Origin of the sequence: Saprospira grandis (assembly GCF_027594745.1) — a bacterium.
Taxonomy (GTDB): domain Bacteria; phylum Bacteroidota; class Bacteroidia; order Chitinophagales; family Saprospiraceae; genus Saprospira; species Saprospira grandis.
In genome coordinates, this window is the sequence record NZ_CP110854.1 from 2,580,024 (window position 1) to 2,593,793 (window position 13,770).

General features: G+C 47.5%; 11 protein-coding genes. 6 read left to right on the forward strand and 5 right to left on the reverse strand.

Annotated features, from left to right (window positions below; translation table 11 throughout):
* Positions 1–36: 36 nt before the first annotated feature.
* The 3 genes from OP864_RS10280 to OP864_RS10290 all read right to left on the reverse strand — a co-directional run bounded on the left by OP864_RS10280 (position 37) and on the right by OP864_RS10290 (position 2,749).
* Positions 37–822 (reverse strand): CIS tube protein, encoded by a 786-nt coding sequence (locus tag OP864_RS10280; protein ID WP_270098114.1) that lies wholly within the window; start codon positions 820–822, stop codon positions 37–39.
* Between the two features lie 121 nt (positions 823–943).
* Positions 944–1,858 (reverse strand): mechanosensitive ion channel family protein, encoded by a 915-nt coding sequence (locus OP864_RS10285; RefSeq protein WP_270098115.1) that lies wholly within the window; start codon positions 1,856–1,858, stop codon positions 944–946.
* A 60-nt stretch (positions 1,859–1,918) separates the two neighbouring features.
* Positions 1,919–2,749, reverse strand: coding sequence for a septal ring lytic transglycosylase RlpA family protein (locus OP864_RS10290; RefSeq protein WP_015692921.1), 831 nt, complete (start codon positions 2,747–2,749; stop codon positions 1,919–1,921).
* Between the two features lie 788 nt (positions 2,750–3,537).
* Between OP864_RS10290 and OP864_RS10295 the strand changes: the two genes are divergently transcribed.
* From OP864_RS10295 to porN, 4 genes are all read left to right on the forward strand, one after another.
* Entirely contained in the window at positions 3,538–4,026 is a 489-nt protein-coding gene (locus tag OP864_RS10295; protein WP_270098116.1) for a hypothetical protein, read from the forward strand.
* 89 nt (positions 4,027–4,115) lie between these two features.
* Positions 4,116–4,613: a hypothetical protein gene (locus tag OP864_RS10300; protein WP_270098117.1), complete on the forward strand. Its 498-nt coding sequence runs from the start codon at positions 4,116–4,118 to the stop codon at positions 4,611–4,613.
* A gap of 26 nt (positions 4,614–4,639) precedes the next feature.
* Positions 4,640–5,182 (forward strand): hypothetical protein, encoded by a 543-nt coding sequence (locus OP864_RS10305; protein WP_270098118.1) that lies wholly within the window; start codon positions 4,640–4,642, stop codon positions 5,180–5,182.
* Positions 5,183–5,772: 590 nt separating this feature from the next.
* Entirely contained in the window at positions 5,773–6,591 is an 819-nt protein-coding gene (gene porN, locus OP864_RS10310; protein ID WP_270098119.1) for a type IX secretion system ring subunit PorN/GldN, read from the forward strand.
* A gap of 47 nt (positions 6,592–6,638) precedes the next feature.
* On the opposite strand, the gene OP864_RS10315 is transcribed toward porN, so the two are convergent.
* On the reverse strand, positions 6,639–9,005 hold the full coding sequence (locus OP864_RS10315; RefSeq protein ID WP_270098120.1) for a TonB-dependent receptor: 2,367 nt from the start codon (positions 9,003–9,005) through the stop codon (positions 6,639–6,641).
* 110 nt (positions 9,006–9,115) lie between these two features.
* On the opposite strand from OP864_RS10315, the gene OP864_RS10320 reads away from it, so the two are divergent.
* Together OP864_RS10320 and OP864_RS10325 are read left to right on the forward strand one after the other, a co-directional pair.
* Positions 9,116–9,910 carry a DUF4625 domain-containing protein gene (locus tag OP864_RS10320; RefSeq protein ID WP_270098121.1) on the forward strand — a complete coding sequence of 265 codons (795 nt, stop codon included), beginning with the start codon at positions 9,116–9,118 and terminating at the stop codon, positions 9,908–9,910.
* A 242-nt stretch (positions 9,911–10,152) separates the two neighbouring features.
* Entirely contained in the window at positions 10,153–10,806 is a 654-nt protein-coding gene (locus tag OP864_RS10325) for an SMI1/KNR4 family protein (protein ID WP_270098122.1), read from the forward strand.
* 509 nt (positions 10,807–11,315) lie between these two features.
* Here OP864_RS10325 and OP864_RS10330 read toward each other — a convergent pair.
* The gene (locus OP864_RS10330; protein WP_015692931.1) at positions 11,316–13,718 is read right to left on the reverse strand and encodes an endonuclease MutS2; all 2,403 of its coding nucleotides are present in this window, start codon (positions 13,716–13,718) and stop codon (positions 11,316–11,318) included.
* Positions 13,719–13,770 lie beyond the last annotated feature (52 nt).

The following is a 13,770-nucleotide window of genomic DNA, read 5'->3' on the forward strand; positions in this document are numbered from 1 at the left end:
CCAGCAGCCTTTTTATTATAGCCTCCTCGAATAGAACTAGCGAGAAGCCTTATCTAGAGGCGGAAAGAGTAGGCGCATGCCTGGCTCAATCGCATAAACAGAAGGTAAGTCGTTGATTCTGGCCACCGCCATAAAGAACTCTGGACTACCATAAATATCTTCACAAAGCTTAGGCAGGTTATCGCCATGCTTAATTTCAATAAAGTGACTCAAGTCAGGAGAGTTACCCTTGGCTCTAGCCTCTGGATCTTCCACTCCCTTAAACTTTAAGGTTAGCTCTGCCCGAACAGGATGCCCCTGCGCACTAAACAAAACATACTTTACAGACAAACTCTGCAACTGGCACTTATATACCCCCTTAGAAGAAACAATATTGGTCGATTGAGAAGGCAATACAGAACCCCAAGTTACGGTAAGGTAGGGAGGACCGTGGGTCTCCTCTACATAATAATAACAAGTGTCTTTCAACTTCTTGATATAATCTTCTACCGTGGGCGTTCCGGTGGCAAACTTAATGGCCGCCATAATCGCTCCTCCCACACTAGTGGGTAATCCACCTGGATCAGGCAATACCCCCGTGGCATCTACTACGGTCTCAATCGTTAAATCAGGCGTTTCATAGTTAGCTGCCCCAGGAAGAGGCGCCGACTCTCCACCAGCATGCTCGGTGGTTTTGGTGTCTCCACCACTACCGCCCTTATCGCCATAAGAGATATTATAGTCGAGCTGTAGTTCTTGTGGGTTTACTTGCAAGGCAATGGCGTTGCCCGTTGCATCTTGGCAAGCAACATCTTTATAGCCAGTGATTACTACTTTCTGCATGAGTAGAATGCGTTTTATGGTTAGTCGAGGAAGTATTTTGTCGTTGAGTGCTTTAAAGATATTGTTTTTCCGCTGAAATTTCGACTTTTAGTCAAATTTTTTCCACTGAAAAGTTAAGCCTCTAAGCCTTGTTTTCATTTTCTGGCCAGCCTATAATTCGCTGCGTCGGATAGGCCCATTCTATATCCTCCGCTTTGGCAAAGGCCAGTAGGATGCTTTCCCAAATTTGCTCCGCCGATCCTCTTCTTTGCTTGGGTGGACAAAGATAGCGCAAGGAAAAACGTATCCCTTCTCGCTCTACAGAGGTATAGACAATGGGCGTGAGTTTGTTGTAGTAGATCAGGTATTCTCCGCTCATGTTGCGCAGGTTCTCTCTAGCTTGCTCGTAGTAGGTGGGCGCTTTTTGGTTAAGGATCTCTGTCAAAATAGATTTGGCTTTGGCCCAATTGCTATCAAAGGTGATGTCTAGCTCTAGTTCGTTCCAAATAAAGTCTAAGGTCGCATTGTAGTTGGCAATGTCGGTATTAAAAACACGCATATTCGGAATAGACAACAGCCGGCCCGTGCTTTGGTCGCTATGTACCCAGTTGCCCAATTCTAACATGACAAAGTCAAAGAGCTTGATGTCAATGACATCTCCCGTTTTATCGCCTACTTGTATGCGGTCGCCCACCTTAAAGGGTTTGCGCAAGACAATGTAGTACCAACCCGCCATGTTTACTATGGGGTCCCTAAAGGCAATGGCCAATCCCGCCGATAATAGGCCCAAAAAGGTGGCAAAGGACTCAAATTGGTTGGACCACAAAAAGGCTAAGGAGAGCAATGAAACTCCATTAATGATATAAGATATGCCTTTGTTCCAGTTGTATCGAGCCACGGGGTTCCCCTTCAACCGCCTAGCCACCGAGTTCTTGAGCAGCCGCTTGAGCAAACTAAAAAAGATCCATAAAACAACAGATAAGGCTAGCTTGATCTGCCAGTCGTTCCAGTCTTGCCCCAAGTACTGCTTCCAGTATATTAGTATCTGCTCAAACATAGTTCTAAAATCAAAAAAAGGCAGCCAAAGCCGCCTTTTATTAGATGATATAAGGTATTCCTATTTGTCCAATTTATCCAACTCAACAACAAAGGCCCCTTTCAATTTGTACTTTTTCTGCAAGTTTTTCCGATAGCTTTCGGCCTCGGCCTTAGTGAAAAATGGCCCCATGATAATCTTGTAGTAGGGCTTGCCATTCAACTCATCAGCATAGACCAATGCGCCCTTAAACCAGTTTTTTTGCAAAACAGCTACTTGCTGTACCACCGATTCATAGTCGCTATATCCCGCTACCTGTACGCCAAAACCCTTGGGCTCCAACTTGAGGACCTGCATTTTGTATAGCCCCCCTTTGTCTAGGGCAGAAGCTTCTTTAATGATGTTCAACCCATCGGCCTTTGTGCTTTTTACCGCTGGCTTAGAGGCTGGCGCTACTTGCCTTGGAGCCGTCTTTGGGGCCGCTTTAGCCACCGCTTTGGGCGCCTCCGCTTCCTTTTTAGCCACTCTGGGACTAGGCTGCTGTGCACTCACTACTTCCACTTTTACCTTGGCCTGACCATCGGCCAATAAACCAATCTCTGCCGCCGCTGCTCTCGATAAAGAAACAATCTGTCCAGCAATATAAGGCCCACGGTCAATAATCCGAACCGTTACCGATTTCTTGTTGCCCGCATGCGTCACCCGAATCATGCTCCCACAAGGCAAGGTCTTATGCGCCGCCGTCAACTGGGTCTTGTCATAGGTCTCCCCACTACAAGCCGTCCTGCGCCCATGAAAACTGTCGTCGTAAAAGGTCGCAATCCCTACTTCTGCAGGCGGTAAATCATTATTGTTGGCCGAGGCCCATTGTAAGCTGAATGTCAGCAAAAAGATAAAGAGGATTTGTTTCATAACGATTTCTATTTGTTAGAAAAACAATATACAAGTTCAACCCTAATTGACCCAATATTTTAGCAAAGGATTTTTTTCCCCCTATGTTTTGGGGCCTCCTGCCTTCGGCAGGCGCTACGCTTCAGGGCTCGCAGGTCTGCTCGGCCCTGCAGCCGCCTCTGGCGGCCTTGGTCTGCGGCTTCGCCGCCCCCTTTCGCATCGCTAGGCCGCTCAACTGTTGTGCTGCTCTTGGCTTTCCGCTTCGGCACTAAATGTAGCTCTTTCTACGGTCTAGGGGCAGAGGCTTAGGTAATTTGTTAGACTTTTGTTAAAGTGCAGACTAACTGAACTTAACAAAAAACCTCCATGAGCTAACTTTTTGCTAGCTCGAGCTAGGTTTTCATTAGCTCGACCTAACTTCTTGCTTACTCGAGCTAGCTCCTCATTAGCTCGACCTAACTTTTTGTTTGCTCGAGCTAGGCGCTCACTAGCTCGACCTAACTTCCTACTTGCTCGAGCTAGCTCCTCATTAGCTCCACCTAACTTTCGACTTGCTCGAGCTAGGTTTTCATTAGCTCCACCTAACTTTCGACTAGCTCGACCTAGGTTTTCATTAGCTCGACCTAACTTTATGCTTGCTCAAGCTAGCTCCTCATTAGCTCAACCTAACTTTCGGCTAGCTCCATTTAGCGGAAGAGTTACTTTTTTTAGAAAAAGTCCGACTAAAGAGGTAACAATAATGCAGTTTTCGCCATAAACAGCATATAGACAAAGTTCTAACTAAAAAAACTACAAAAAAACAGATCGATATGGCGAATTTAAATCTCAATCGGATCTCCAGAGTACTAACAGATCAGGAGATGCAAGACCTAAAACAACAGCTCGACAACTGTCAACAAATCCTTTCTTTTTTAACAGAGCTAGACAGCAAAGAGCGGAAAATGCTCAAGCGGATCAATTTGGACCATCATCATTTTGTACAAGAGACGCTAGCCGTCATGAATTATGTAGATTTGCCTTTGCCGCCTCATATTGGCGCCGATGAAATTGCGAAAGATTTGGCTCTATATGAGCAGTTGCAGCAGCTCATTATTCAGGTAGAGCAGTTATTGAAGCGCTTAAAGGATAGTGCCGCCTTAGTGGGCAGTGAGGCCTATGGCCAAAGTAGTTTGGTTTATCACTTACTGGCTGCCTTGGCCAATAGTAGTTTGCCCGGTTATGCTACTGCCTATGAACGGCTACAAGTTTGTTTTAAAAAGTATGGCCGCAAAAGTGATCAGCAACAAACAGAAGAATAGAAGAGCATTTCTTTTCAGCAAGCTTGTCCTGACTACCTACCACTTGATCAACCTATTCCCTTAGAATAGCCTTTTAACTCCCTCCAGCAATGAATAACTACCTTTTAATTCTATTTTTCTTGCTCTCTTTTAGTTGGCTAGCTCAGGCGCAGCAGGATAGTACAAGGAGCTTGTTTATATATTATCCTCCTATGCCTGGATACAGAGGTACCTCTATTTATATTGATTTCAATCTAGAGGAAGAGGGGCTAAAATATAACTCAGAAGAACGCTGGGAACAGATAAAACAACAGCCACTTTTTTACGTATTCTTTATCAAAGAGAATAACTCCAATGATTCTATTTATCGAGTTTATAATATTATTCCGACCTGTGAGGAGGAAAGCAGTTGTAAAGACTGTAATAGTTTTGGCAACTCTTTAGCCAGAGTATTGGCCGATAAGAAGTTTTATTTTGAATTTCAATGGACTTCGGAAAAAGAGAAGAAAAACTATATCTATGAGTATGGAGATGATTTTTCAGACTTTATCTTTAAACTTAAGCTGTCTGAGGAGCTGCCCTGGCCTTTTCGTCCAGAAAAGGAGTGATGGCAGCATAATATCAAACAAACAATATGTCCTCAACTAAAAAACCATTCAAAATCATTAACAAGCTCCTTGATTGGGTGTATAACATCTACTCTTTCCTTACAATAGCCGTAATAGTAATCGCTATTGTAGCGGCTCTGCTTTTCTTTTTATTGGGCCGTTGGGATTATCTAATCAGTAGGGAGGATTGTGAACAGTTGGTGATTAACAAAATTCATTTTAAGGGGATGCTCTTAGCTAAAAAAGAGGGGTATCCCACTACTCATTTTATAGTTATAGACTCCTTTGGGACGCCTAAACAACTACCTCTACCTGGTGCATCTTGGAAGCTTTGGGTAAAGGCCCAAAAGGGAGACCTAATCATTAAGGAGGCCTGGAGCGATGAAATTATATTAGTTCAAGAGGGCCAAAGGGAGGCTTTTCCTTATCCGAATACTCCAGGGCACTTTAGTTATCAACTCTATGAATATGGCTTTTTTGATTTGGCAGATACGGCTTATTATTTCTGCTTAGTTAATGATAAAGCCAAAAGTAGTCGGGATATGAAGTTGTATGATATTGATTATTAGAAGCTGAGGCCCGTAGGGCCGAAGGCCATGCAGGCTTTGTTGGCCCCCAAGGCCAACAAGGCCTGCCCCCAGGCGGAGGCGGCTTTGCCGCAGCCCCTTGCCTGAAATGCAATATATTGAGGCCTTTAATGTTTCAGGCTCTGAATCAAAGAGGCCGAAGTCGTAGGCTGCAATAGGCCCCCAGGCGGAGGCGGCTTTGCCGCAGCCCCTTGCCTGAAATGCAATATATTGAGGGCTAATTTTAGCTAAAGCGCAAAGAAAAAAGTGGCCAGCCGCCTACCGCCGGCCGGGTCCAATCAGCCCAAAGGGCTGTCTAAACAAAATGCCATTTTTAAGGCGGCGAAGCCGCCGCAGGCTGAGGGATGGACAGCAGGGCCGCCGAAGGCGGCAGACCCAGCGGGCGCAGCCCGCGCAGGGCCGAGCGATCAGCGAGCTGCGAAACAGCCCGACCCGAGCGAAGCGAGGGGCAGCCCCAAATAAAAAATAAAAAATAAAAATATTTTGCCCCAAAGGCTAACCTTTGAAAAGAGGGGGCATAAAGAGACAAAAGCAGCCAAACGGCGCTTCTACCATCTTAAAAAAATAGCCTTATGAATACGATCCGCCTTTATCTTAGCCTTGCCCTTATCTTTGTTTTGGCCCAAAATAATTTTGCTCAAGAAGCCAGCCTGCCCCAAGATGACATTTACCAGAAAACATGGGGAGAACGGCCAGTGATCCACCGGCCCCAGCTGCAAGAAAGAGATGTACTTTGGGAAAAACGCATCTGGAGAGAAATTGAATTGGGCGAACTGCAAAACCAGCATTTTGCCAATGAAAATCGCCCCCTGATTGAACTACTCACCCAGGCCCTAGAAGACAAAAAACTCAGCGTTTATAATGAGGATTTTTCTAGCCGAATGGATTATGAAGAGGCCATGGGCTATGTCTACCAAACCGATACCTTTTTTGTCATGGACCTAGACGGCGGCTGTATGGGCGATAATTGGGAGGTGGTCAAAACTCGGATCAACCCCAAAGATGTAACCCGCTTCCGTATTAAAGAGGTGGCCTATGTAGACAAAAAAGATGGCCAACTCAAAACCCAAATTCTAGGCATTGCCCCCATCCGCAATATTTATGACGACAATGGCAACTTTTTGATGGCCACCCCTATGTTTTGGTTCCATTTTGACGAGCTGCGCCCCATCTTGGGCCAAGAACAAGCCCCCAACCGCTTTCAGGATGCAGGACAGTTGTCTTGGGCTGACGTTTTTGAAGCCCGCCAGTTTTCTAGCTATATCACTAAGGAAAGCAATATGCGGGACCTTCGCCTACAAGACCTTTATAGCGGGACCGACCGCCTGCTACAAGCCGAGAAAATTAAAAACGATATGGCCAACTTTGAGCATGATTTCTATGGAAATTAGGCCCAAAACAAAGGCCCCAAATGCACTAGCATTTGGGGCCTTTCCCTTTAATCCCGAACAATAATCGGTAGACGAAGCTGTAGCTGTATGTTGCGGCCCTGCTCGGGCAACTCTAGCTGTCGGTAGCGACTCAAATGGGCCAAATAAGGCGTATTGAATAGGTTTTGGGCCAAGAATCGAACAGACAAAGGCTGCTTGCCCCAAACAAAATCCAAATCTAAACGCAGATCCCAAAGAGAAGCCGCAGGCGTGCTCTTCTCATTTCTAGCTACTTGGTTTTGAGCGGCCCAATAACGATGCCCCAAGGCTATTTCTAGCGTTTTTAAGCCCTTTTTGGGCGCCCAGTCTTTGCTCCAAGCCAACTGAGAGCGAACAGAAAGAGGAGGCGAAAAGGGGAGGGGCAAGTCCGTTTCTAGCCCATAGCTATATAGGTATTCTAAGGATTGCTTCCACTTAAAGCCTTTATAGCGATAATCATAGCGCAACTCTAGGCCCGAAAACAAAGCATCCTGCTGCTCATATTCATACAGTTGGCCCGCATCGGGTAAGGGCGAAAAACGAGGCGCAGGCGATAAATATAAATAACCATCAAAATAATGCGCATAGGCCTCGGCCAAAAGCCCAAAATTACCCTTGCGCCAGCTCCAGCTAGCATCAAACTGATAGCCAGACTCTGGGCCCAGACTACTATCCCCCTTTTCATGTCGAAAACTGCCATGATGTACCCCATCACTCAATAGCTCTACAGGATGTGGCGGCCGAAAACTCTTGCTGAGCTGCGCTTGTATGTTGGACCAAGCATTCAGTTTTTTCCAAAGCCCAACACTAGCCGAGCTGCCCCAAAATTGTCGTTCCAATGCCCCAGCCCCTAAGCTGATATTTTGCCCATCTACATCAAAAGATTGAGCAAAGGCTGTAGATTGCAACTGCTGATAATCTAGACGCAAGCCAAAATCAAGGCCCAAACGCTCTTCTTTATTTACCCAATGACTTAAAGCAAAGGCCCCTAACTTCTGCTGCTCAAAAGCGGGAATCAAAAAGTCAAAACCGCCTCTTTTGTTGTTTTGGCTTTGGCCAGAAACCCCATAGGCAAGCTCCCAGGATTTGTAGTTTTGTCGCAGCTCTAGACGGCCCGAAAAAGTGCTCAAATTTAGCGCTAAGGCCAAGCGGTCATTAGCATCGGCCGGGCGGTTGTGCAAATGTGGAAAAGCAAACTCTTCTCGCAAGTTTTGCTGCCAACCTAGGTCAATATATAGGGCCTTTTGTTTGCTCAGCTGATAGTTGAAGTTGAGAAAAGACTTAAAATGTCGAATCGCTTGAGAGGGAAAATCTATATCTCGCCAATTGCCATCGGGCTGCAACTCATAGGCTCTGGGCACCCCCATGGCCCCAGAAAATAAACCGCCTTTCATCTGGTACAAACTGTTGGTCCAACGCAAGCCCCCTTTTTTCCAGAGTTTGCCCAGTACTATCTTGCCAGATCGCTCTTGTCCAGCCGTATTCTTCAAGCGCTGCTCATACAAAGGCAAAACAAAGCCCTGATAGACAAATTCATCGGCAGGTACTCGATAATCCCCATAGCGCTGCTCACTATATTGAAGCTGCCAAAAGTAGTTGTGCCAGTTGCGACCCAATTGTAGGTTTAGCCCCAAATGTTCATTGTTGCTTTTGCCCAAAAGCAAGATTTGCCCCTGCCAACTGTTGTGTGGCGCTACCTTAGCCGGCAAGAGGCGAATGCTGCCGCCCAAGGCATCTGAGCCATAACGCAAACTACCCGCTCCCTTCGTCAGCTCCATACGGCCTACACTCAAGGCATCTATGGCCAGACCATGGTCATTGCCCCATTGTTGCCCCTCTTGGGCCAAATTCCCCTCTAGCAATTGTACCCGATTGCCCATTTGCCCCCGAATAATCGGCTTGGCAATGCCTACTCCCACCGATAAGGCCGAAACCCCCGGAATTTCGGCTAAGCTCTGGGCTAAATTTCCCGCCAAGTTTTTCTGAATATTTTCTGCATTCAATAGCTGCTGAGAGGGCTGCGGCTTGGGGCCCAAATCTTGCTCCTGCACCAAAACCACATCCACCTCCTGACAACGCAAACAATTGGCATCCGCAGCCAAGTATAAATGAAGGTGGATGTCTTTTTCAAGGCCCAAAACAAAGCGTTTGGATACAAAACTACCCTGCTCCCCAAAGGCTTGCAACTCAAGGCTGTCGCCCAACTCTCCCGAAAGCTCAAAATGAAAATGACCCTCAAAATCAGTGAGCTGGCCCAAACTGTCGGGTAATAGAAGAACGGGCTGCCCCAAGACTAATTCATGGCTCTCATAATCGTAAACCTCCCCATGAATCTGATAATCTTGGCCCCAAAGGAAAATGGGCCAAAAACAAAGTAAAATGTATAAATTGCGCATAATTAGGGCTTCATCTTGTTAAGCTCCTACAAAAGTACAGCTTTTCTGCAACACCGTTGCAACTAATGTCTTAACTTTGCCTCCTTATCTCGCTTAAAATTTGTTAAAATATGAAACGCTTCGCCCTTTTCCTCCTCGGCCTTTTCTTTTTGCAGGCCTGCCAACCTGCCGAAACCGATCTGCGTGCCCCCATTCTAAATATATATAGTTTTAGCCCCAATAGGGTTTCGGATACGATTTGCGGCCAATTAGAGCCTGATAATGTGATTCCTCTCCGAACTGGCGATACCCTCAAAATGAATTTGGGCCTAATTGATAATGAGGAACTTTCTCAGCTCAAAGTAGATATTCACGCCAATTTTGATTGCCACGGCCACCGTAGCCCAACCCTAGATAGCTGGTCGGTGCTCGATCTGATTGACCTCAGCGGCAGCGAGCAGGATCTCGAGCTCTTTTATGTTCCCCCCACAGATGCCTGGGCGGGCAATTACCATTTTCAGCTCCGCTTGCTCGATGCTTCGGGCAATGAAACAGGCGGCAGCACGGCCTATAGCATCAAGCTGATTTCTAGCCAAGATAGTATCGCCCCCGAAATTCGCCTCAATAGCCCCCAAGGCAGCCTAATCGCCAACCGAGGGAGCCAAATTTTCTTTGAAGGGGAGGCCCTCGATAATATGGACCTCACTGGCGGAAAACTCGAACTTCGCTATGAATCTCCCTCCGGAAACCTGCAGTTGGCCCAAGAACTGGCCCTCACCGCTGGCAGCGGAACCAACTACAATTTTAACTGGCCCTATACCATCCCCAACAGCCTGACCGCAGGCAATTACCGCTACTTTTTGCGCATTATCGATGCGGTGGGCAATACCACAGAAAGCAGCTCGGTGGATATTCAGCTCAATTAGTGGGATTCCCTGAATAAATCTTTAACTTTGTGTTCTATTTTTTAGGGGCCTGCCGCCTTCGGCGGCCGTTACGTTCCAGGGCTCGCAGGTCTGCTCGGCCCTGCAGCCGCCTGCGGCGGCTTTGGTCTGCGGCTTCGCCGCCCCCTTGCACATCACTAGGCCGCTCATCGGTCCAGAAAATGCTCGGCCAAATGCTCCGGCCCCTTTAGCCTACTGCTTAAATATTTACTGCAACTTTAGTTATGAAAGAAATTTGGGAACGCTTCGAAGCTTGGATAGACCGCTATGCCAACCTATTGCTAGACGATTTGAATGGAGGCGCAGAAGAAGAACATTTTGAGCCGATCGAAAGAGCTATTCGCTCAGAACTCCCCCAAGCCTTTAAGGAATTTTACCGCATCCATGATGGCCAATACTCAGAATCTGAAGAGGGCCTGATTGATACGCATATTTTACTGCCTCTAGAGCAAATGCTCAGCATTTGGGCCCAACTCCGCCATCAGTTTGATGAGGGCGCATTCGACGATCTAGAATCTGAACCCCAAGAGGGCATCCGAATGGAGTGGTGGAACCCCTACTGGCTCCCCCTCACTACAGATAAAGCAGGCAGCTTCATTTTTATGGATTTTGCCCCTAGCCGCCAAGGCAATTTGGGCCAAATTATCTATATGCCCCGCGACTCTGCCGAACGTATTCTACTCGCCCCCTCTTTTGAGGCTTGGATCAGCCGATATGTGCGCCATCTAGAAGAAGGCCACTACCGCTATTCAGAAAGAATGGGCGGGATTATCCAAAAACAACGCCTCAATGGTGTAAGCGACGATAGCCAACATAGCTTCTGGCACGATAGCGAAAATGATGACCTAGAAGGCTTTGAAGTCGTCAAAGAAGAATAGGACCAAAACGCTTCCTCTGCAGGGCGGCTAGCAGAGCTAGCCGCCCTTTTTCTTTGGCCCAAATGGCCACAACAAGCCCTTTAGGGCGTCTTCGACGACCAAAGGGAGTAACCGATGTGGCGGGGTGGCCGAAGGCCAAATGGCCACAACAAGCCCTTTAGGGCACAGTTCGACGACCAAAGGGAGTAACCGATCTGCAGCAGTGGCCGAAGGCCAAATGGCCTAGCGATGTGCAGCAGTGGCCGAAGGCCAAATGGCCTAGCGATGTGCAGCAGTGGCCGAAGGCCAGACCCAGGCGGCTTTGCCGCCGCAGGGCCGAGCGAACAGCGAGCTGCGAAACGTAGCGCCGCAAGGCGAAGCCGCAGCGGAGGCCCCAAAAAATCAGCGAGCTGCGACAACAAGGACTTTAGTCTGCAGTTCGACGACCAAGGGGAGTAAACGTAGCGCCCGCCGCAGGCGGGAGGCCCCAAAAAAAACAGCCTACAACTGCATGTAGACTGTTTCTGTTTTTACTCGAACTGAACAATGGTTTTGCCATCTCCGCCTTGTTGGGGGGCGGCAAAAAAGCTGTCCTTTACATTGGGATACTCCCGCAGTTTTTTCTGCACGGCCCGCCGCAAAACACCAGAGCCCTTTCCGTGAATAATTTCCACTTCATAGGCATTCGACATCAGGGCCTTGTCTAGAAAAATCTGTAGGCGTTCTACGGCATCCTCATAGCGCATTCCCCGAATATCAATTTTGGCATCAAAAACCTGAGATTGGCTCTGTAAATTGGTTTTTACCGTATTGGCCTGTTTCTTTTCAAAGGCGCCTTCCACCAAAATGAGGTCGCGCAATTTTACGCTCAAACTAATGTGCTCTAGCTCGACTAGGGCTTCCTTTTTCTTGATTTCTCGGACCACGCCCAGCATGCCGCCAGCTCGCAATCGGACCTGAGAACCTACCACAATTTCGCCCTTCACTTGCTGATGATAAGCCTGATAAATATTTTCCTTAATATCATCGACCTTTTCAGTCAGTTCGGCTTGTTGCTCTCGGTTTTTGGCCAAAAGGGCCTCGGCTTTGGCGCGGGCATTGGCTTTGTTTTCGGCCTCACGGAGCTCCTTGAGGGCATCCTTTAGGTCTTGGCGGTCTTGTTGTAGGGCCAGCATTTCTTGCTCACGGACTTGCAATTTGAGCTTTTTGCGCCCAAACTCTAAATCTTTTTGCGCATAATTATAATTCTTAATGAGCTGGTCCAACTGCCGCTGTTGTTCGGCCACCTCGGCTTCTTTTTCCTTAAGTTCTTGCCGTTCTCTTTGCAAATCGGAGAGCATCTGCTCAAAGTTATGCACCTTTTTGCCCACCTTTCGTTTGGCATACTCTACCACCTTAAAGGGCAGTCCTGTTTTTTCGGCAATTTCAAAAGCGTAAGAGCTACCGGGTTGGCCGATGCGCATTTGGTAAGTGGGGGCCAGGCTATTCATATCAAACACCATATGGCCATTGACAAGGCCTTTTTGGTTAAAGGCGAAGCTCTTGAGGTTGGCATAGTGGGTGGTAATCAACCCATAGACCTTGGCCTTATTGAGCTCTCGCAAAATGGCCTCGGCAATAGCGCCCCCCATTTGAGGGTCGGTCCCCGAGCCAAACTCATCAATGAGGACCAAGGTATTGGCATTGGCCTGCTTCATAAAATAGCGGGCATTTTCCAATCTAGAGCTATAGGTACTCAGCTCATCTTCCAAAGACTGCTGGTCGCCAATATCGGCAAAGATTTGCTCGAAGACCCCCATTTCGCTCCCTTCCTCCATAGGAAGAAGAAGGCCCGCCTGCAGCATCATCTGCAAAAGGCCCAGGGCCTTCAGGGTAATAGATTTACCCCCAGCATTGGGACCACTAAGCAATAAAATGCGCTGCTCTTTCTCAAAACTGAGGCTAAAAGGGACCACCGGCTCGCCCTCTTCCTTATTCTTCAGCAACAAAAGCGGATGATAGGCCTTCTCAATTTTATAGAAGGGCTTGGGGCGCAGCAAAGGCTTGGTCGCATTGAGTTTGTAGGCCAATTGGGTTTTGGCTTGGATCACATCAAAGCGCAGCATAAGGTCCTGAAAAGCCCGAAGGTCTTCCACATAAGGACGGAGCAAAGCACTCAGATCTCTGAGGATCCGATAAATCTCTCTTTTGTATTCCTGTTCCAGGTCAAAGAGGTCATTATTCAAATCAATCACCTCATCGGGCTCAATATATACGGTACGGCCAGAAGCCGACTCATCATGCAAAATCCCTCTTAACTGCCGCTTGTACTCGGCCTGTACGGCTAGTACTCGGCGGCCATTACGGACCGTCTCCACCGAATCGGCCAACCAGTTTTTACTTTGATAAAAGCCTGCCGTTTGTCTAAACTTCTTATCCATTTCTTGCCGCTTAGAGCCTTGCATTCTGGCAATGCGTTGCAATTCGGGCGAAGCATCTGGGCGGATATTCCCCTCGGCATCGACCACCTGGTTAATGGCTTTGAGCAGTTCGGGCTCAAAATGTAGGGGCCTCAAAATATCAAAGAGATGAGGATAGAGCTCTCGGCGCTCTGTTTTGGGATCGAAGAAACGGAAAAGGGCCTCTGTACAGAGCAAAATGCTGGCAATATTCCGAAGGCTATCTACAGAAAGCACATAGCCCTCAATTTTGAGCATCTTTAGGTCGGCCTCTATACTATGATAGACCCGCAGCGGGATGCTATGATTTTGCTCATAGGTTTGTAGAAACTCAAAAGACTCCTGCAAGGAGCGTTCAATTTCCTGAGGGTTTTGGCTCAGGCGCAATTCGGCAAAATGAGCCCGCCCCAATTCTCCAAGGCAGTACTCCTGTAATCGTTCTAGGACCTTATCAAATTCTAATTTCTGATAGAGGTCTTTCGGTGCTAAGTTCATGACAGTAAAATAATGTCTGTTCTAAAACAAGAACTGCCCAATTGGGCAGTTC